Source organism: Pseudoxanthomonas sp. SE1 (genome assembly GCF_029542205.1).
Taxonomy (GTDB): Bacteria; Pseudomonadota; Gammaproteobacteria; order Xanthomonadales; family Xanthomonadaceae; genus Pseudoxanthomonas_A.
This window is the reverse complement of sequence record NZ_CP113783.1, coordinates 2813870-2832931: the sequence shown is the minus strand read 5'-3', so window position 1 is coordinate 2832931 and position 19062 is coordinate 2813870. Positions and strand designations below refer to the sequence as shown.

At 66.6% G+C, this 19062-nt stretch carries 16 protein-coding genes; 13 read left to right on the top strand and 3 right to left on the bottom strand.

All coding sequences use genetic code 11. The features are described from left to right. The first annotated feature begins 80 nt into the window (after positions 1–80). The 7 genes from ffh (at position 81) to OY559_RS13330 (ending at position 5254) form a co-directional block, all read left to right on the top strand. Positions 81–1451: a signal recognition particle protein gene (gene ffh / locus OY559_RS13360; protein ID WP_277726732.1), complete on the top strand. Its 1371-nt coding sequence runs from the start codon at positions 81–83 to the stop codon at positions 1449–1451. Positions 1452–1569: 118 nt separating this feature from the next. After that, positions 1570–2370 carry an aminotransferase class IV family protein gene (locus OY559_RS13355; RefSeq protein WP_277726731.1) on the top strand — a complete coding sequence of 267 codons (801 nt, stop codon included), beginning with the start codon at positions 1570–1572 and terminating at the stop codon, positions 2368–2370. A 106-nt stretch (positions 2371–2476) separates the two neighbouring features. Then, a complete protein-coding gene (rpsP, locus tag OY559_RS13350) occupies positions 2477–2734 on the top strand; it encodes a 30S ribosomal protein S16 (RefSeq protein ID WP_277726730.1) in 258 nt (85 codons plus the stop codon). A gap of 38 nt (positions 2735–2772) precedes the next feature. After that, complete coding sequence (gene rimM, locus OY559_RS13345) at positions 2773–3300, top strand: ribosome maturation factor RimM (RefSeq protein WP_277726729.1); 528 nt, start codon at positions 2773–2775, stop codon at positions 3298–3300. Between the two features lie 63 nt (positions 3301–3363). Further along, positions 3364–4122, top strand: a complete 759-nt coding sequence (gene trmD, locus OY559_RS13340) for a tRNA (guanosine(37)-N1)-methyltransferase TrmD (RefSeq protein WP_277726727.1) — start codon at positions 3364–3366, stop codon at positions 4120–4122. A 149-nt stretch (positions 4123–4271) separates the two neighbouring features. Then, the gene (gene rplS / locus OY559_RS13335; RefSeq protein WP_142124371.1) at positions 4272–4679 is read left to right on the top strand and encodes a 50S ribosomal protein L19; all 408 of its coding nucleotides are present in this window, start codon (positions 4272–4274) and stop codon (positions 4677–4679) included. Positions 4680–4852: 173 nt separating this feature from the next. Beyond that, the gene (locus OY559_RS13330) at positions 4853–5254 is read left to right on the top strand and encodes an Hsp15 family ribosome-associated heat shock protein (protein ID WP_277726726.1); all 402 of its coding nucleotides are present in this window, start codon (positions 4853–4855) and stop codon (positions 5252–5254) included. A gap of 71 nt (positions 5255–5325) precedes the next feature. Here OY559_RS13330 and OY559_RS13325 read toward each other — a convergent pair whose 3' ends face one another. The 3 genes from OY559_RS13325 to mutS all read right to left on the bottom strand — a co-directional run bounded on the left by OY559_RS13325 (position 5326) and on the right by mutS (position 11324). Continuing rightward, complete coding sequence (locus OY559_RS13325; RefSeq protein ID WP_277726725.1) at positions 5326–5943, bottom strand: DUF937 domain-containing protein; 618 nt, start codon at positions 5941–5943, stop codon at positions 5326–5328. 152 nt (positions 5944–6095) lie between these two features. Next, positions 6096–8342, bottom strand: a complete 2247-nt coding sequence (gene katG, locus OY559_RS13320; protein WP_277726724.1) for a catalase/peroxidase HPI — start codon at positions 8340–8342, stop codon at positions 6096–6098. A gap of 438 nt (positions 8343–8780) precedes the next feature. After that, positions 8781–11324 (bottom strand): DNA mismatch repair protein MutS, encoded by a 2544-nt coding sequence (gene mutS / locus OY559_RS13315; protein ID WP_277730006.1) that lies wholly within the window; start codon positions 11322–11324, stop codon positions 8781–8783. 356 nt (positions 11325–11680) lie between these two features. Between mutS and OY559_RS13310 the strand changes: the two genes are divergently transcribed. From OY559_RS13310 to recX, 6 genes are all read left to right on the top strand, one after another. After that, entirely contained in the window at positions 11681–14245 is a 2565-nt protein-coding gene (locus tag OY559_RS13310; protein WP_277726723.1) for a TonB-dependent receptor, read from the top strand. A gap of 126 nt (positions 14246–14371) precedes the next feature. Then, on the top strand, positions 14372–14863 hold the full coding sequence (locus OY559_RS13305) for a CinA family protein (protein ID WP_277726722.1): 492 nt from the start codon (positions 14372–14374) through the stop codon (positions 14861–14863). Positions 14864–14894: 31 nt separating this feature from the next. After that, positions 14895–16580, top strand: coding sequence for an ABC1 kinase family protein (locus tag OY559_RS13300; RefSeq protein ID WP_277726721.1), 1686 nt, complete (start codon positions 14895–14897; stop codon positions 16578–16580). A gap of 48 nt (positions 16581–16628) precedes the next feature. After that, complete coding sequence (gene lexA, locus OY559_RS13295; protein ID WP_277726720.1) at positions 16629–17270, top strand: transcriptional repressor LexA; 642 nt, start codon at positions 16629–16631, stop codon at positions 17268–17270. Positions 17271–17447: 177 nt separating this feature from the next. Continuing rightward, the gene (gene recA / locus OY559_RS13290) at positions 17448–18482 is read left to right on the top strand and encodes a recombinase RecA (RefSeq protein ID WP_277726719.1); all 1035 of its coding nucleotides are present in this window, start codon (positions 17448–17450) and stop codon (positions 18480–18482) included. 30 nt (positions 18483–18512) lie between these two features. Further along, the gene (recX, locus tag OY559_RS13285) at positions 18513–19028 is read left to right on the top strand and encodes a recombination regulator RecX (RefSeq protein WP_277726718.1); all 516 of its coding nucleotides are present in this window, start codon (positions 18513–18515) and stop codon (positions 19026–19028) included. Positions 19029–19062 lie beyond the last annotated feature (34 nt).

The following is a 19062-nucleotide window of genomic DNA, read 5'->3' as shown; positions in this document are numbered from 1 at the left end:
AGCGGGCCGGCAGGAAGGCAGGGGGCGGGCGTGGCTTGACCGCATATAATTCCGGTCCGTTTTCCCCGGTCCCTTCCCTCATGTTCGAATCCCTGACCCAGCGCCTCTCCGGCACCATCGAACGGCTCCGTGGCCGTGGCCGCCTGAGCGAGGAGAACATCCGCGAAGCCACCCGCGAAGTCCGCATCGCCCTGTTGGAAGCCGACGTGGCGCTGCCGGTGGTGCAGGCGTTGATCGAGCGCATCAAGGTGCGCGCGGTCGGCCAGGAAGTGCTGAAGTCGCTGACGCCGGGCCAGGCGCTGATCAAGGTCGTGCGCGATGAGCTGACCGCGGTGATGGGTTCGCAGGCCAGCGATCTGAACCTCAACGTGCCCGCGCCCGCCGTCATCCTGATGGCCGGCCTGCAGGGCGCGGGCAAGACCACCACCGTCGGCAAGCTGGCCAAGCACCTGCGCGAGAAGCGCAAGAAGAAGGTCATGGTGGTCAGCGCGGACGTGTACCGTCCGGCCGCGATCGAGCAGTTGAAGACGCTGGCCCAGCAGGTGGACGTGCTGTTCTTCCCGTCCGATGCGGGGCAGAAGCCGGAGGCCATCGTTCGCGCCGCCATCGACGATGCGAAAAAGTCCTTCGTCGATGTGCTGATCGTCGATACCGCCGGCCGCCTGGCGATCGACGAAGCCATGATGGCCGAGATCAAGGGCTTGCACGCAGCGGTGAAGCCGGTGGAAACGCTGTTCGTCGTCGACGCGATGACCGGCCAGGACGCTGCCAACACCGCCAAGGCCTTCAGCGAAGCGTTGCCGCTGACCGGCGTTGTGTTGACCAAGACCGACGGCGATGCGCGCGGTGGCGCGGCGCTGTCGGTGCGCTACATCACCGGCAAGCCGATCAAGTTCATCGGCGTGGGCGAGAAGCCCGACGGGCTGGACGTGTTCCACCCCGAGCGCGTGGCCAACCGCATCCTCGATATGGGCGACGTGCTGTCGCTGGTGGAGCAGGTCGAGCAGAACGTCGACCGCGAGAAGGCCGAGAAGCTGGCGGCCAAGGTCATCAAGGGCAAGAAGTTCGACCTCAACGACATGCGCGACCAGCTGGAGCAGATGCAGAACATGGGCGGCATCAGCGGCCTGATGGACAAGCTGCCGGGCATGGGCCAGATCCCCGAGCACGTGAAGCAGCAGGTGCAGCAGGGCAAGGAAGTGCCGCGCATGATCGCCATCATCAACTCGATGACGAAGAAGGAGCGCCGCAACCCCGCGCTGCTGAACGGTTCGCGCCGCTCGCGTATCGCCAAGGGCGCCGGCCTGACCCCCGCCGACGTCAACAAGCTGATGAAGCAGTACCAGCAGATGGAAAAAATGATGGGCAAGCTGGCCGGCGGCGGCATGAAGGGCATGATGCGCAACATGAAGAGCATGATGGGCGGGCGCGGCGGGATGCCGTTCCGGTGAGAGCCGACCTGCTGTAGGAGCGACGTGAGTCGCGACCGGATGCCGTCGGTCTCCATGGTGTTTTCGTTGTCGCGGTCGCGACTCACGTCGCTCCTACATTGAAAAAGCCAGGCGCCGCATGACCTCCACGTTCCTCAACGGCCAACCCGCCACCGCCGACGACCTGCGCGCCCTGGCGCTGGCCAACTACGGCCACTTCACCTCGATGCAGGTGCGCGATGGCGCGGTGCAGGGACGTGCGCTGCACACGCAGCGACTGGAAGAGGCCACGCTCGCGCTGTTCGGGAGCGCGCTGGATGGCGACGATGCATTGAAGCAGGCCACGCAGGTGATGGAGCAGGCTGGCCTGCGCGATGCATCGGTACGCATCACCGTGTTCTCCACGCGTTTCGACTACCGCGATCCGGCCCGCACCGTCACTCCGGATGTGCTGGTGACGCTGTCGCTGCCGTCATCGCCGGACAAGCCCGCGCTGCGGGTGAAGTCCTGTCCGTTCGTACGCCCGCTGCCGCAGTACAAGCACGTGGGCACCTTTCCGCTGTTCCACTACCGCCGCCAGGCGGTGGCGGACGGGTACGACGACGCACTGTTCGTCGATCCTGCCGGACAGGTGGTGGAGGGCTCCATCTGGAACATCGGCCTGTGGGACGGTGCCGCGGTGACCTGGCCTGAGGGGCCGGCATTGCGTGGCACGGCCGAGCGGTTGCTGCGACAGGCGCTGGACGGGGCGGGGGTCCCGCAGCGCAGTGGACCGATCATGCTGGCGGATCTGGCCCGTTACCGGGCGGGCTTCGCCTGCAACGCCAGCGGACTGCAGCCGGTGATCGCGGTGGATGGTGTCGCATGGGGGGCTGATACCGCCCTGATGGCGCGCCTGAAAGCTGTCCTGGCGTCCGTGCCGTGGGAACCCCTGGCCTGACTCGCCGGATTACCGGTCGGGGGCGGGGTTTTCCTGACGGATTCAATGGCTTAGAATAGCCGGCTTACCTCGCCATTCTGGCGACTGGGCAACACTGGAAAACACCATGGTCAAGATCCGTCTCACCCGCGGCGGCGCGAAGAAGCGTCCCTTCTATCACATCATCGTCACCGACTCGCGCAGTGCGCGTGACGGCCGCAACATCGAGCGCGTGGGTTACTACAACCCGGTCGCCGCCGGCAACGAAAAGCGCATCGAGCTGGATATCGCCCGTGTAGACCATTGGGTCGGCAACGGCGCGCAGCTGACCGAGAAGGTCCGCAACCTGTACAAGGAAGCCGCCAAGTCCGCTCCGGCGGCCTGAGTGGTCAGGCCGCGCCTGATGCGCGGCCTCCTGTCCGCATGAACACCGAGCGCCCACCGACCCCGCAGAAGATGATTCTGCTGGGAAGGCTCCTGGGCGCTTTTGGTGTGCGCGGCCAGATCAAGATCGAATCCTGGACCGAGCCGCGCGACGCCATCTTCCGCTACCAGCCGTGGACATTGCGCGACGCCAGCGGCGCCGAACGCGAGTTCGCGGGCGCCCGTGGCAAAGCCTCGGGCAAGCATTTGGTGGCCACGCTGCCGGGCGTGGAAGACCGTGATGAGGTCGAGGCCATGCGCGGGCTGGAGATCTTCGTGCCGCGTTCGGCCTTGCCGCCACCGAGTGCCGGCGAGTTCTACTGGGTCGACCTGGAAGGCCTGCGCGTGGTCAATGTGGACGGCACCGATTTCGGCACCGTCTCGCACCTGTTCTCGACCGGCGCGAACGATGTGCTGGTGGCGCGTGGCGACCGCGAGCGCCTGATTCCGTTCGTGGATCCCGATTACGTCCGCTCGGTGGATTTCGAGGCCGGCGTGGTCACCGTGGACTGGGATCCCGAGTTCTAGCCGCCTCGCCGGCGACCGCCGTGGCGGTTACCCTGCGTCCCCACCGAGTTGCAGCCGATCGCCATGCGTATCGACGTCATGACCCTGTTTCCCGAGTTCATCGCCCAGGCGGCCGCCGTGGGCGTGGTCGGGCGCGCGCAGGAACGCGGGCTGCTGTCGCTGCATGGCTGGAATCCGCGCGACTACGCCACCGGTGGTTACCGCCGGGTGGACGACCGTCCGTTCGGTGGCGGTCCCGGGATGGTGATGATGATCGAGCCGCTGCAGGCCTGCCTGGAGGCGGTCCGTGCCGCGGATGCCGCGCCGGCGCCCCTGATCTACCTGAGCCCCCAAGGTGCGCCGCTGACCCAGAAAAAGGCGCGCGAACTGGCCGCGCTGCCGCGCATGATCCTGCTGTGCGGCCGCTACGAGGGCGTGGACGAGCGCTTCCTAGATGCCGAGGTGGATGAGGAACTGTCCATCGGCGACTACGTGCTGTCCGGGGGCGAACTGGCGGCGGCCGTGGTCATCGACGCGGTCGGCCGCCTGCAGGACGGTGCACTGAACGATGCCGATTCGGCCATCCAGGACAGTTTCGAAGGCGATGGCCTGCTCGATTGCCCGCATTTCACCCACCCGTCCAGCCATCCGTTGGGTGATGTCCCGGCGGTCCTGCGATCCGGCGACCATGCCGCCATCGCGCGCTGGCGTCGCCAGCAGGCGCTGGGGCGGACCTGGCTGCGCCGGCCCGACCTTCTGGACGAGGCTGGCCTGTCCAAGGCCGACAAGGCCCTGCTTGCCGCTTTCCGGGCAGGCCAGGCGGGCGGGGACGGGGCAGGGTAGCCAGTCCGGCCGTGGATCCGGTAGAATGCGCGACCCTTGGGCGGTTCACGCCCCCGGATCCCATAACAATATCGTGCGGCGCAATCCGGCGACCGCATCAGTTTCCGTTGTCGCAAGACACAATCACGCATACAAGCATTGGTGCCAACATGAGCAAGCTCCTCCAGGAATTCGAAGCCTCCCAGATCACGCGCGAGCTGCCCGCGTTCGGCCCCGGTGACACCGTGGTCGTCAACGTGAAAGTGAAGGAAGGCAACCGTGAGCGCGTGCAGGCGTACGAAGGCGTTGTCATCGCCAAGAAGAACGCCGGCCTGAACTCCGCGTTCACCGTCCGCAAGATCTCGCACGGCTACGGCGTCGAGCGCGTGTTCCAGACCCACAGCGCCACCATCGACTCGGTCGAAGTGAAGCGCCGCGGCAAGGTCCGCGCCGGCAAGCTGTACTACCTGCGCGAACTGGAAGGCAAGGCCGCCCGCATCAAGGAAGACCTGGCTGCCAACGCCGCCGCCAAGGTCGCCCGCCAGGCCGCCGCTGCAGCCGCTGCTTCCGCCGAGTAATTCCGGCGCAAGCGTGTCGCAGGAACGGCCACCTTCGGGTGGCCGTTTGCGTTTCCGGCGGGCGCATTCCGGTGCAGACTAAGGCGCGCCGGGGTGCTTGCAGGCACACGGTAGAGCCGCGGCTTCCCATCTTCCCTGCACGCCTGCCCTGAGGCGGCACTCACGATATTCCGATGACCGATTCTTCCGATGCTTCCGTCCGCCTGGATCTGTGGCTCTGGGCGGCACGCTTCTTCAGGACGCGCAGCCTGGCCAAGCAGGCCATCGAGACCGGCAAGGTCGACGCGGCGGGACAGCGCGCGAAATCTTCGCGCGCGGTGCGGGTGGGCGACGTGCTGGCGGTGACGCGGGGCGAGGACGTATTCGAGATCGAAGTCCGTGCGCTCAGCGACAAGCGTGGCCCGGCGGCCGTGGCGCAGGCGCTCTACGTGGAGTCCGACGACTCGCGGGCGAGGCGTGTCGCCGCGCTGGCGGCACGGCAGGCCGAGCGTGCCGGCTATCAGGCACCACCGTCGCGTCCGGACAAGCGTGCCCGCCGGTTGATCCGCGCACTGGGCGACATCGACGCCCTGTAGCGTCATGCCACATGAAGAAGGGCGCCGATGGCGCCCTTCCTTGTCGTTGCTTCGCGCTGCGCGTAAGCGGATCAGCGTCCGCCGCCCAGCATGCCGCTGCCGATCTTGAGGATGTCGCCCAGGCCCAGTTGGCCGTCGCCGTCCTGGTCGAGCACGGCACCTAGCAGGCCCCCACCCAGTCCGCCTTGTTGCTGCGCGACCTGTCGCTCCTGGCCCAGGACCTGGCCCAGTGCGCTGGGGTTGGCGTTGCCTTGGCCCAGGAAACGCTGGGCCAGGAAGGACAGCACGATGGGCGCCAGGATCTTCATCAGCATCGCCGACTTGTCGCCGCCCAGTCCCGTCGCCTGGCCGAGGCTGGCTTCCGCCCTCGGCTGGGACCCGCCGAAGATGTGACCGAGGATGGCGGCCCCATCCGTCTGGCGACTGGGGGCAGAGCCACCTCCCAGCACCGCACCCAGCACGCCGCCAAGATCCAGGCCGGCATGGTCCTTCTGCAGCGCCCCGAACAGCGCCTCGGCGCCCTGGGGCTGCGCGGCATTCTTGCCCAGCGCACCCAGCAGCAAGGGCAGGGCCGCCGCCACGGCGCCGGAGGTCTGCATCTGTCCCACGCCGAGTTGCTGCGAGACCTGCTGCAACGGCGCGCCCTGCAATTGAGCGAAAAGTTCTTCTGCGAGTGACTGGTTGCTCATCGTGTGGCCGTCCTCCTGGACGAGTGATAGTGGCGACGATCATCCTAGCGCCAAACGATGTGACCGCCGCCTCACAATAGCAGGCGCCGACCGGCGGGCCGGAATCGGCCCACACACACAGCAGGCGTGCAGGCCGTCCGGCGCCCGTCGGACTACGCCAGGTCGAAGCGGTCCAGTTCCATCACCTTGGTCCAGGCGGCGACGAAATCCTTCGCGAGCTTTTCCTTGCCGTCTGCACTGGCGTAAACCTCGGCGAGCGCGCGCAGGACGGAGTTCGAGCCGAACACCAGGTCCACGCGCGTGCCGGTCCATTTCACGGCGCCGGTCTTGCGGTCGCGGCCTTCGTACCGGTTGGCACCGGTCGCTTTCCACTCCGTGCCCATGTCGAGCAGGTTGACGAAGAAGTCATTGCTCAGCGTGCCGGGCGTGTCGGTGAACACGCCCTCGCTGCCACCGTCGGCATTCGCACCCAGCGCACGCAGGCCGCCGACCAGCGCCGTCATCTCCGGCGCGGTCAGGGTCAGCAGTTGGGCGCGATCCACCAGCAGATGTTCGGCGGGCACCACCGAACGCCCCTTGAGGTAGTTGCGGAAGCCGTCGGCGAAGGGTTCGAGCACGGCGAACGACTCGACATCGGTCTGGTCCTGGCGCGCATCGGTACGACCCGGCCGGAACGGTACGCTGACATCGTGGCCGCCGGCCTTTGCCGCCTGCTCCACGCCAACGCCGCCGGCCAGCACGATCAGGTCGGCCAGCGAGACCTTCTTGCCACCGGATGCGTCCAGATTGAACTCCATCTGGATGCGTTCCAGCGCCTTCAGCACCTTCGCCAGATGCTCAGGCTGGTTCACTGCCCAGTCCTTCTGCGGTGCGAGGCGGATGCGCGCACCGTTGGCGCCCCCGCGCTTGTCGCCGCCACGGAAGGTCGAGGCCGAGGCCCATGCGGTCGAGACCAGTTCGGGCACCGACAGTCCCGACGCCGCGATCTTCTTCTTCAGTGCCTCGATGTCGGCTGCATCCACGCTGGCGTAGTCCGCCGTGGGAAGCGGGTCCTGCCATATCAGTTCTTCCTTCGGTACTTCCGGCCCGAGGTAGCGCGCGCGTGGGCCCATGTCGCGATGGGTCAGCTTGAACCATGCGCGTGCGAAGGCTTCCGCGAAGGCCTGCGGATTCTCGAGGAACCGCTTCGAGATCGGGCCGTAGATCGGGTCGAAACGCAGCGACAGGTCGGTGGTGAGCATCTTCGGGCGTTGCTTCTTCGACGCATCGTGCGCGTGGGGCACGTTTTCCGGCGCGTCCTTGGCGACCCACTGGTGTGCGCCCGCAGGGGATTTCTCCAGTTCCCATTCGAAGCCGAACAGGTTCTCGAAGAATTTGTTGCTCCACAGCGTCGGTGTCTGCGTCCAGGTCACTTCGATGCCGGAGGTGATCGTGTCGCCGCCCTTGCCGCTGCCGAACCTGTTGTGCCAACCGAAGCCCTGCTGCTCCAGATCGCCCGCTTCCGGCTCGGCACCCACGTTGTCGGCCGGGCCGGCACCATGGGTCTTGCCGAAGGTATGGCCGCCCGCGATCAGCGCGACGGTTTCTTCATCGTCCATCGCCATGCGGCCGAACGTGTCGCGGATGTCCTTCGCGGCCAGCAACGGGTCGGGATTGCCGTCCGGGCCTTCGGGGTTCACGTAGATCAGGCCCATCTGGACGGCGGCCAACGGATTCTCCAGCCGGCGCGAATGCACCTGGCCGTCGGCATCGTCGTCGGAGACCAGCACGCCTTCGTCGCCGGGTTTCTCCACGCCTTCGGAACCCTGCGCATAGCGCACGTCGCCGCCCAGCCAGGTGGTCTCGCGGCCCCAGTACACGTCCTGGTCGGGTTCCCAGGTGTCCTCGCGACCACCGCCGAAACCGAAGGTGCGGAAGCCCATCGTTTCCAGTGCGACGTTGCCGGCCAGGATCATCAGGTCGGCCCAGGAGATGCTCTGTCCGTACTTCTGCTTGATCGGCCACAGCAGGCGGCGCGCCTTGTCCAGGCTGACGTTGTCCGGCCAGCTGTTGAGGGGCGCGAAGCGCTGCTGTCCGCGACCACCACCACCACGCCCGTCGCCGATGCGGTAGGTGCCCGCGCTGTGCCAGGCCATGCGGATGAAGAGACCGCCGTAGTGGCCGAAGTCGGCCGGCCACCAATCCTGCGAATCGGTCATCAGGTCGCGCAGGTCCTTCTTCAGCGCGTGGTAGTCGAGCTTCTCGAAGGCCTCGGCATAGTTGAAGCCGCTGTCGAGCGGATTCGAACGCGCGGAATGCTGGTTGAGCAGGTCCACGCGCAGCTGGTTGGGCCACCAGTCGCGGTTGCCGGTGCCGCTGCCAGCAGTCTGGTGAAACGGACACTTCGATTCGGTGGTCATGGGTGTGCTTCCTTTTGCCGTCGGGTGTGGGTGGGAAGGAGTCGGATCAAGCGGGAGATTGCGGTTGCCGTGGGGCCCGCGCGTCAACGGCGCAGGTCAGCTGCGCGCGCTGCCGGGAGGAGGCGGGAGGGGCCAGCGGGATCTTCGATACGGCGCGTGCGTGCGCGGCGTACCGGATGGCGGGCATGCACATGGCTGACGTCCTGCGGGCGTTGGCGGATGACGACCAGACTAGGTAATGCGAACGATCAATGAAAATCGTTTGTGACGAAGAGTTCGATAGCGCGGTTCAATGGTGCGTTGCGCAACCGGCACCCCGTCGGCGCACACGACAATACGCCGCGCGCGTTACGTGGATGTTGTACGGACGTGCGTGACGCGACCAACGCCGGGTGCCGGTCGGCATCGGATGCGTCGCGAGGCGGTCGTGGGGTGGGATCAGAGCAGGGCTTTCAGCCGGTACATGGCTTCGAGTGCCTGCTTGGGTGTCAGTTCGTCGGGATCGATCGCGGCAAGCGCTTCCTGCGCGGCCGAGGGCCTGGCAGAGAACAAGGCGAACTGCTGCGGTGCATCGAGTGCCTGGGGAGCCATGTCCGAGGCGTGCGTCTCGCGGCCGCGCTGCTCCAGTTCGGCCAGGCGACGACGGGCCTGCTGCAGCGTGGTCCTCGGCAGGCCGGCAAGCGCGGCCACCTGCAGGCCGAAGCTGCGGTCCGCCGCTCCTTCTTTCACCGCGTGCATGAAGACCAGCGTATCGCCGTGTTCGACGGCATCGAGATGCACGTTGGCGATGCCGCTGCCTGTTTCGTTGGCCAACGCGGTCAATTCGAAATAGTGGGTGGCGAACAAGGTGTGGCAGCGGTTGGTTGCCGCGAGATGGCGCGCGACAGCGTCGGCCAGTGCCAGGCCGTCGTAGGTCGACGTGCCGCGGCCGATCTCGTCCATCAGCACCAGGGATTGCGCGGTGGCGTGGTGCAGGATGTAGCTGGTCTCCGCCATCTCGACCATGAAGGTGGACTGCCCGCGCGCGAGATCGTCGCCGGCGCCGATGCGGGTGAGGATGCGGTCGACCGGGCCGATGACGGCGCGCGAGGCGGGCACGAAGCTGCCGATGTGGGCGAGCAGCACGATCAGCGCGTTCTGCCGCATGTAGGTGCTCTTGCCGCCCATGTTCGGGCCGGTGATGACCAGCATGCGCCGGTCTTCGTGCAGGTGCAGGTCGTTGGGCTCGAAGGGCTCCTTGCGCACCGCTTCCACCACGGGGTGGCGGCCGCGCTCGATCCGCAGGCCCGGCGCATCGTTGAGTTCCGGCTGGGTCCAGTCCAGCACCTGCGCCCGCTCGGCGAATGCGGCGAGCACGTCGAGTTCGCTGAGCGCGGCGGCGCAGCGCTTCAGCGGTTCGAGTCGTTCGTTGAGCATGTCCAGCAGCGCGTCGTAGAGCAGCTTCTCGCGCGAAAGCGCGCGTTCGCGCGCCGAAAGCACCTTGTCCTCGAACTGCTTCAGCTCTTCGGTGATGTAGCGCTCGGCGCCTGTCAATGTCTGCCGGCGCGTGTAGTGCACCGGGGCCTTCTCCGCCTGGCCCTTGCTGATCTCGATGTAATAGCCGTGCACGCGGTTGTAGCCCACCTTCAGCGTGGGAATGCCGCTGCTCTCGCGTTCCCGGGCTTCCAGATCGACCAGGAACTGGTCCGCGTGGGTGCTGAGTTGGCGCAGTTCGTCCAGCTCCGCGTCGTAGCCGTCGGCCAGCACGCCACCATCAGTGAGTTTGAGCGGCGGCTGCGGTGCGATGGCGGCCAGCAGCAGTGATGCGGTATCGGCGTGCTCACCGAGTTCCATCGCCAGCGCCTGCAGGCGCGGCGCGTCCAGCGGCACCAGGTGCGAACGCACGTCCGGCAACAGGGCGAGGCCATCGCGCAGCGTGGACAGGTCGCGCGGCCGCGCCGAGCGCAACGCCACGCGGGTGAGGATGCGTTCCACATCGCCCAGCGCACGGAAGCCGGTCCGCAGTTCGCCATCGGTGCCGTGTTCGATCAGGGTGGCCACGGCCTGGTGGCGTTCGCCCAGCACGCGCTGGTCGCGCAGCGGCCGGTGCAGCCAGCGACGCAGCAGGCGCCCTCCCATCGGCGTGATGGTGGAATCGAGCACGCCGAGCAGCGTGTGCCGCGTGTCGCCGTCGACGCGCGTATCGAGTTCCAGGTGGCGACGCGTGGCCGCGTTCATGGCGATGGCATCGCCGGCCGATTCCACCGCGATCGCGGTCAGGTGGGGCAGGCGCTGCTTCTGGGTTTCTTCCACATAGCCGAGCAGGGCGCCCGCGGCGCCCGTGGCGAGCGGCTTGTCGTCGATGCCGAAGCCGCTGAGATCGTGCAGGCCGAAGAAGTTCAGCAGCTGCCGCCGGCCGCTGTCGGGGTCGAACAGCCAGGGCGCGCGTCGGCGGATGCCCGTGCGCTGCTGCAGGAATGCCGGCCAGCCTTCTTCGTCGGGCACCAGCAGCTCGGCTGGCTCCAGGCGGGAGAGTTCGGCCTCCAGGGCGTCGTCGCTGTCCACCTCGTTGACCATGAAGCGGCCCCCCGCCAGGTCTGCCCACGCAAGGCCATAGCCCGAGCGGCCTCGCGCGACAGTCATGAGCAGCGTGTCGCGACGCTCGTTGAGCAAGGCTTCGTCGGTCACGGTGCCTGGGGTGACCACGCGCACCACTTTCCGTTCGACGAGGCCCTTCGCCAGTGCCGGATCGCCGATCTGCTCGCAGATCGCCACCGATTCGCCCAGCGCCACCAGCCGGGCCAGATAACCCTCGCAGGCATGGACGGGCACGCCCGCCATCGGGATGGGCGCGCCGCCCGAACTGCCGCGCTGGGTCAGGGTGATGTCGAGCAGCCGGGCCGCCTTGCGGGCATCGTCGTAGAACAGCTCGTAGAAGTCGCCCATCCGGAACAGCAGCAGAAGGTCCGGGTACTCCGCCTTGGCGGCGAAGAACTGCTTCATCAGGGGCGTGTGTTCCGACTTGTCTTTGCTCACGAGACCTGCGGGGAGGGGAAGTGCAAAAGGGGGCTGATTGTAGCGGCTGGGCGTGCGTGTCCGCGGAATGGAACAGGGGGGTGGTGCAGCGAGCGGCACGCGGCGTAATCGAAGTTCCGCACGATCGTTCGGAAAATCAGTGACTTATCCATGCCAAAGTGATGGCCTGCGTATCGACGCAGTGCAGAATGCCGTGCTGTGAAGTGGGTGTTAATTTCACGTTGACGCAAGGGGAGTTGCGTTCGCCACAGCGGCATCGCCGCACGTTACACCGGAAACACACAAGCACCCGTCGTCAGCACATGACCCTTGGAGGGGAGAACATGGTCACCGCATCGCCCAGGCACAAAGCGCTTTCACTTGCCGTCTTCGCCGCGCTCTGCGCCAGCTCGCACGCGCATGCGCAGCAGGCCGCACCCGCGGCAGAGGAAGAACCCACCACCCTGGCGACCATGACGGTCACCGCGCAGAAGCGCGAGGAGGCCATGCAGGACGTGCCGATCTCGGTGACGGCGGTGTCCGAGCAGCTGCTGCAGGACACCGGCGTGCGCGACATCAAGGACCTGCAGGTCCTCGTGCCCGGCCTGACCGTCACCAGCACCCAGAGTGAAGCCATCACCACCGCCCGTATCCGTGGCGTCGGCACGGTGGGCGACAACGTCGGCCTGGAGTCATCGGTCGGCGTGGTGATCGATGGCGTGTACCGCCCGCGCAACAGTGTCGGCTTCGGTGATCTGGGGCAACTTGAACGCATCGAGGTGCTGAAGGGGCCGCAGGGCACGGTGTTCGGCAAGAACACCTCGGCCGGCGTCATCAATGTGGTGACCCGTCGCCCGAGCTACACGCAGAGTGCGGAAGGCGAGGTCACGGTCGGCAACTACGGCGCGCTCGGCGTGTCCGGCAGCTACAACGACGCATTGGGCGAGGTGGGCGCATTCAACATCTACGCAGCCAAGCGCAAGCGCGACGGCTGGATGGATGTCCGCACGGGCAACGGCCCGCGCCAGGAAACCGACGACAACGACCAGAACTTCCACACGGTGCGCGGCAAGCTGTTGCTGGAGCCCTCGGAGAACCTGGAAATCCTGGTGTCGGGGGACTTCACCAGCCGTGAGGAGAACTGCTGCGCGGCGGTGCAGACCACGGTAGGTGCCACGGCGGCGATCCTCAATGCCCTGGTCGGGGGCAAGGCGGTCGCCGCGCCGAGCGACGATCCGTTCGACCGGGTGGCCTACAGCAACCGTCCCACCACGCAGGACATCAAGGAAAACGGCGTGGCCGTCGAGGTGAACTGGGATTCGTCCTGGTTCGGCGGCGCCACGCTGACGTCGATCACCGCACAACGCGAGTGGGAGGCGATCAACGGCCTGGACTATGACTTCAGCACGGCCGATATCCTGTACCGCGTGGCAGACGAGGACGAGTCCTTCACCGGCTTCAAGACCTTCAGCCAGGAATTCCGCCTGACGGGCGGCAACGATCACATCGACTGGATGGTCGGTGCGTTCTACACCGACGAAGACCTGGACCGTACCGAGACCTATCGCATCGGCTCGCACTACGAGCCCTATCTGTCGGTTGCGCTGCTGTCGATCATCAATCCGGCCCTGGGCCAGTCGCCGACCGCTCCGCTGTTCCTGTCGCAGGCCACGGGTCGCCCGTTCGGCACCGTGTTCGCCGGCCTCGGCGCGCTGGACACGTATGAGCAGAGCGCCAAGAGCACGGCGCTGTTCACCAACAACACCTGGCACGCGACGGACGCGCTGGACCTCACGTTGGGCCTGCGCTACACCCGCGAGAAGAAGACGCTGATCTCGAACTACAGCAACCCGAACGGCGGTGCAGGCTGCGGTTCGATGCTGGCCAACCCGGCGCAGGTCGTCGCCGCGCTGGTGGCGCGCGGCCTGTCGGTCGCGCAGGCCAGTGCCGCGGCACCGACGGTGGTCGGCTACGGCTGCCTGCCGTGGGCCAACCCCTTGCACAACGCGCCCACGCGCGACACGGTGCAGGAGCGGGAAGAGAAGGAATGGTCCGGCACGCTGAAGGCGGCATACCGCTGGAACGAGCACGTCATGACTTACGGTTCGTTCGCCCGCGGCTACAAGGGCGGCGGCTTCAACCTCGATCGCGTGCAGTCGTCCAACGGCCTGTCCAGCGGCGGCACGGGCATCCTGCCGGTGCTCGACACCTCGTTCGCAGGCGAGTTCGTCGACAGCTATGAACTGGGTGCCAAGACCACGTGGCTGGACGGCAACCTGTTGCTGAACGCCACGCTGTTCCACCAGAAGTACGAGGACTTCCAGCTCAACAGCTTCCTCGGCACCAGCTTCGTGGTGCGCTCGATCCCGGAAGTCACCTCGCAGGGCCTGGATGCGGAACTGCTGTGGCAGCCGCGCTCTATCCGTGGCCTGATGCTGCAGGGCGGCCTGATGTACGCCGACACGCAGTACGGCGACAACATCCCGGGCGGCGACTTCGTGACGCCCACGGGCGCGCTGTACAAGCTGCCTGGCGCGCAGATGAGCTTCGCGCCGAAGTGGTCGGGTTCGGCATCGGTGACGTACGAGTGGGATGTGGGCAGCCTGATGGCGCGCTTCAACATCGGTGCCAAGTACGTGTCCGAGTACAACACCGGCTCCGACCTCGACCCGGAGAAGATGCAGGACGCCTACGCCGTGGCCAACGCACGGTTCGGCATTGGTGCGCAGGACCAGCGCTGGATGCTCGAGTTCTGGGGCACCAACATCACCGACGAGGACTATGTGCAGGTCGGCTTCGATGGACCGCTGCAGAACGTGTCGCCGGCGCCGAACAACCCGTTCAACACCTTCAATGCCTTCCTCGGCGCGCCCCGCATGTACGGCGTGACACTGCGCGTGCGGTACTGATCCCCTTCGCAGAACATCGCGAACGGCCCGCCTCCCAGGCGGGCCGTTTTCTTTGGCGCGGCACGGCGGGGCGACAGCGGCGGACAAATGGGCTACAACACGCACGCCCCCCAGCCGGAACCGATGATGTCCGTCCCCACCGATGAAGAACTGCGCGTCCTGGCCCACCGTCTGGGCGATCGCCTCAGGCAAGGCCGCGATCATCTGGTCACGGCGGAAAGCTGCACGGGAGGCTGGATCGCCAAGTGCGTGACCGACATCGCCGGGTCGTCGGACTGGTTCGATTGCGGCTTGGCCGCGTACAGCTACGAAGCCAAGCAGGCTCTGTTGGGCGTGCGGCCGCAGACACTGGAGACCCATGGCGCGGTCAGCCGCGAGACGGTGATCGAAATGGTGTCCGGGGCACTGGTCAGCTCGGGTGCCAGCGTCGCGGTGGCCGTGACCGGCATTGCCGGCCCTGGCGGCGGAAGCCCGGACAAGCCGGTGGGCACGGTCTGGATCGGCTGGAAGCGGCGGGGCGGTTATGCGCGCGCCGAGGTTTTCCAGTTCTCCGGCGACCGCGATGCCGTGCGCCGGCAGACAGTGGCGACCGCGCTCGATGGGTTGGAACGGTTGTGATCGCGACACTCCTGCGTGGAGGAATGCGGTGATGTGGGAAACGCTGGGCACGGTGCGCGATCTGGGCCGATTGCAGGAGATCGCATCGGTGTTGATCCGCTGGGGCTTCGGCGATGTCGTCAAGCGCATCGGCATGGCCGGCGTGCTGGAGAAGGCAGGGCGCCTGCTGCACTGGCAGGCGGTCGAGGAAGGACGCCTGCGCATGGACGTGCCGGCGCGGCTGCGCTGCACGCTGCAGGACCTGGGGCCCACGTTCGTCAAACTGGGCCAGGTGCTGGCCACACGTGTCGACCTGCTGCCGCCCGCATGGATCGATGAGCTCGGCCAGTTGCAGAATGCCGTGCCGGCGTTGCAATGGGAGGACGTGCTGCCACAACTGCGCGAAGACCTGGGGGCGGATCCCGAAGCGGTCTTCGACAGGATCGAGCGGGAGCCGCTGGCGGCCGCCTCACTGGCACAGGCACACCGTGCGTGGCTGGCCGACGGCAGCGCCGTGGTGCTGAAAATACGCCGCCCCGGCATCCGCGATACGGTGGAGGCCGACCTCCGGCTGCTGAAACACCTGGCCGTGATCATCGAGAAGAACCTTCCCGAACTGCGCCGCTACCATCCGCAGCGCATCGTGCAGCAGTTCAGTGCCTCGCTGCGCCGCGAACTGGATTTCGCCGCGGAATGCCGCAATGCCGAGCGCATCGCGCAGAATTTCGCGGGCCGAGAGGACATCGTGATCCCGCGCGTGTACTGGGAGTGGACCTGCGAGCGGCTCAATGTGCAGGCCTGCCTGGACGGGATCCCCGGGCGCGACCTTGCTGCAGTGGATGCGGCGGGGCTGGACCGTCGGCAGCTTGCGCGCACCGGTGCGGGGATCGTGCTGAAGATGGTGCTGGAGGATGGCTTCTTCCATGCCGACCCCCATCCCGGCAACATCTTCTACATGCCGGATGGCGCCATCGGCGTGATCGATTTCGGCATGGTCGGGCGGGTCACCGAACAGCGCCGTTTCCAGATCGTGCGCCTGCTGCATGGCCTGGTCGCGCATGAGTCGGAAGCCGTGGCGGAAGTCCTGTGCGACTGGACCGAGGAGAACAACGACATCGACGAACTGCGGTTGCAGGAGTCGGCCGATGCCTTCGTCGATCAGTACCGCGGCGTGCCGCTGAAAGACCTGCGCATGGGCGCCATGCTCGGCGATGTCACCGCGATGCTGCGCGAGCACGGCCTCAGCCTGCCTGCCGACCTGGCGCTGATGATCAAGGCCTTCCTCACACTGGAAGGCATGGGTCGCCAGCTCGATCCGGACTTCGACATGGCAAGCGAAGCGCGCCCCTACCTGGAGCGCGCCATGCTGGAGCGCTACGCCCCCGATGTCCTCGTACGGCGCGGACGACGGACCTTGTCCGGGCTGGTGGACCTGTTGCGCGACATGCCGCGCGACGTGCATCGGCTGCTGCAGTCGGCCCGGCGCGGCAAGCTGCAGATGCACATCGAGGTCGATACGCTGAAGGTATTCGGCGAGCAGGTGGACCGGGCCGCCAACCGCCTGACGATGGGCATCATCACGGCCGCGCTGATCATCGGTTCGTCGATCGTGATGAACAGCGTGGGCGGAGGTGTTTCCAACCGGTGGCTGATGGCCCTGGGTGTGTTGGGCTTCCTCGGAGCCGCCTTGTGCGGGGTATGGATCCTGTTCTCGATCCTGCGCAGCGGGAAACGCTGACGCTGTCCAGGTTGCCAATCGGTGAAGTTAGTAGTATTACTACTAACCATGGACCTGACCGATACCCAACACGCCATCCTCGCCTTGATCGCCGAACGGCTTGAAGCCGAGGGCATGCCGCCATCGCAGGCGGAAATCGCCAAGGCCTTCGGCTTCAAGGGTGTACGTGCCGCCCAATACCACCTGGAAGCGCTGGAACAGGCGGGGGCCATCGAACGGGTGCCCGGCCGTGCGCGCGGTATCCGGTTGCTCAAGGCGCCGCTGCCACCCCAGTCGGACCTTGCATTTCCTGCTGCCGATGAAGACGGCCTTCGCGTGCCGGTACTGGGGCAGGTCGCGGCGGGTTCGCCGATCGGCGCGGACGCGGGGCATCACGACTACGTGCTGCTGGACCGGGCCTTCTTCGCGCCCGCGCCCGATTACCTGCTGAAGGTCAAGGGCGACTCGATGCGCGACGAAGGCATCTTCGATGGCGATCTGATCGGGGTGCACCGCACGCGCGACGCCCGTTCCGGCCAGATCGTGGTGGCGCGGATCGACGATGCCATCACCGTCAAGCTCCTGAAGATCGGCAAGGACCGCATCCGTCTGCTGCCACGCAATCCCGACTATGCCCCCATCGAGGTGCTGCCCGACCACGACTTTGCCATCGAGGGTCTGTATTGCGGGCTGGTAAGGCCCAATCGGTGAGCGACATGCCCCATGCCCCGGGGAGGGGTTTTCCGATGTCCCGGCGCGGCAGGGGCCGATCCTTCCGGACCGGATCGCCGATTAATTTCATTCCTGCCCGCCCCGTCGCAGCCTGTGCGATGGGCGCCTCCCACACTTACTTCACCGCACACGACCACATTGACCAGGACTACGACAATGGATGAGAACAAGAAGCGCGCCCTTTCCGCCGCATTGACCCAGATCGAGCGCCAGTTCGGCAAGGGCTCGGTGATGCGCATGGGAGACCGGGTCATCGAGCCCGTGGAAATCATCCCCACCGGCTCGCTGATGCTGGACATTGCCTTGGGCATCGGTGGACTGCCGCGTGGTCGCGTGGTGGAGATCTACGGTCCTGAATCCTCCGGCAAGACCACCCTGACCCTGCAGGCCATCGCCCAGTGCCAGAAGCAGGGTGGCACCGCCGCATTCATCGACGCCGAGCATGCGCTGGACCCGATCTACGCCGCCAAGCTGGGCGTGAACGTGGATGACCTGCTCCTGTCGCAGCCGGATACCGGCGAACAGGCGCTGGAAATCGCCGACATGCTGGTGCGTTCCGGCTCCGTCGACATCGTGGTCATCGACTCCGTGGCGGCGCTGACGCCGAAGGCCGAGATCGAAGGCGAGATGGGCGACCAGCTGCCGGGCCTGCAGGCACGCCTGATGAGCCAGGCCCTGCGCAAGCTCACCGGCAACATCAAGCGCTCGAACACCACCGTCATCTTCATCAACCAGTTGCGCATGAAGATCGGTGTGATGATGCCCGGCCAGAGCCCCGAGACCACCACTGGCGGCAATGCGCTGAAGTTCTACGCCTCGGTCCGTCTGGACATCCGCCGCATCGGTGCCATCAAGAAGGGCGACGAGATCATCGGCAACCAGACCAAGATCAAGGTGGTCAAGAACAAGCTGGCGCCTCCGTTCAAGCAGGTCGTCACCGAGATCCTCTATGGCGAAGGCATCAGTCGCGAAGGTGAACTGATCGATATGGGCGTGGAAGCCAAGCTGGTAGAGAAGGCGGGCGCCTGGTACAGCTACGGCAGCGAGCGCATCGGCCAGGGCAAGGACAATTCCCGGACCTTCCTGCGCGAGAATCCTGCCATTGCCGCCAAGCTGGAGTCCGAACTGCGCGAGAAGTTCCAGCCCGCCGAAGCGCAGCGCGAAGAAAGTGCGGACAACGACGGCGAATAAGCACCGCAATGGGTGAACCGGACGCGCGTCATGGTCGATGAAGCAGGAGATGCACCGGGGGCAGGACGCCGCCGGCGCAAGCCGGTCGAACAGACACCCCTGCAGCGCGCGCTCGGGCTATTGACCCGCCGGGAGCACTCCCGGCGGGAGTTGTCCCGCAAGTTGACATCCCGTGGAGTGGAAGCGGCCGATGTGCGATCGGCTGTGGACCGGTTGACGGATGAGGGTTGGCAGAGCGACACGCGCTTTGCGGAGGCCCTTGTCCGAAGCCGGGCCTCGGGTGGTTATGGTCCGCTACGTATCAAGGCCGAGCTGTCCACGCATGGGCTGGACCGCGAGGCGGTGGCGGTGGCCATGGCCACCTTCGATGGCGACTGGACCGAAGCGGCGTGCGACCTCGTCCGCCGTCGTTTCGGTCCAGCCCGCCAGATCGACCCGGCTCAACGGCGCAAGATCGCGGATTTCCTGATCCGGCGTGGCTTCGATGGTGCAGCCGTCCGTGCCGCAAGCCGGCTGGAGGCTGAGGACTGGGACGGGGCGTCCTGATAATCTAGAGCATTGGGTTGCCTCCACCTTGCCG

What these genes read in the sequence shown, in the direction of transcription:
- ffh (WP_277726732.1), top strand. Translation starts at nt 81, where the DNA reads ATGTTCGAATCCCTGACCCAGCGCCTCTCCGGCACCATCGAACGGCTC.
- OY559_RS13355 (WP_277726731.1), top strand. Translation starts at nt 1,570, where the DNA reads ATGACCTCCACGTTCCTCAACGGCCAACCCGCCACCGCCGACGACCTG.
- rpsP (WP_277726730.1), top strand. Translation starts at nt 2,477, where the DNA reads ATGGTCAAGATCCGTCTCACCCGCGGCGGCGCGAAGAAGCGTCCCTTC.
- rimM (WP_277726729.1), top strand. Translation starts at nt 2,773, where the DNA reads ATGAACACCGAGCGCCCACCGACCCCGCAGAAGATGATTCTGCTGGGA.
- trmD (WP_277726727.1), top strand. Translation starts at nt 3,364, where the DNA reads ATGCGTATCGACGTCATGACCCTGTTTCCCGAGTTCATCGCCCAGGCG.
- rplS (WP_142124371.1), top strand. Translation starts at nt 4,272, where the DNA reads ATGAGCAAGCTCCTCCAGGAATTCGAAGCCTCCCAGATCACGCGCGAG.
- OY559_RS13330 (WP_277726726.1), top strand. Translation starts at nt 4,853, where the DNA reads ATGACCGATTCTTCCGATGCTTCCGTCCGCCTGGATCTGTGGCTCTGG.
- OY559_RS13325 (WP_277726725.1), bottom strand. Translation starts at nt 5,943, where the DNA reads ATGAGCAACCAGTCACTCGCAGAAGAACTTTTCGCTCAATTGCAGGGC.
- katG (WP_277726724.1), bottom strand. Translation starts at nt 8,342, where the DNA reads ATGACCACCGAATCGAAGTGTCCGTTTCACCAGACTGCTGGCAGCGGC.
- mutS (WP_277730006.1), bottom strand. Translation starts at nt 11,324, where the DNA reads ATGAAGCAGTTCTTCGCCGCCAAGGCGGAGTACCCGGACCTTCTGCTG.
- OY559_RS13310 (WP_277726723.1), top strand. Translation starts at nt 11,681, where the DNA reads ATGGTCACCGCATCGCCCAGGCACAAAGCGCTTTCACTTGCCGTCTTC.
- OY559_RS13305 (WP_277726722.1), top strand. Translation starts at nt 14,372, where the DNA reads ATGTCCGTCCCCACCGATGAAGAACTGCGCGTCCTGGCCCACCGTCTG.
- OY559_RS13300 (WP_277726721.1), top strand. Translation starts at nt 14,895, where the DNA reads ATGTGGGAAACGCTGGGCACGGTGCGCGATCTGGGCCGATTGCAGGAG.
- lexA (WP_277726720.1), top strand. Translation starts at nt 16,629, where the DNA reads ATGGACCTGACCGATACCCAACACGCCATCCTCGCCTTGATCGCCGAA.
- recA (WP_277726719.1), top strand. Translation starts at nt 17,448, where the DNA reads ATGGATGAGAACAAGAAGCGCGCCCTTTCCGCCGCATTGACCCAGATC.
- recX (WP_277726718.1), top strand. Translation starts at nt 18,513, where the DNA reads ATGGTCGATGAAGCAGGAGATGCACCGGGGGCAGGACGCCGCCGGCGC.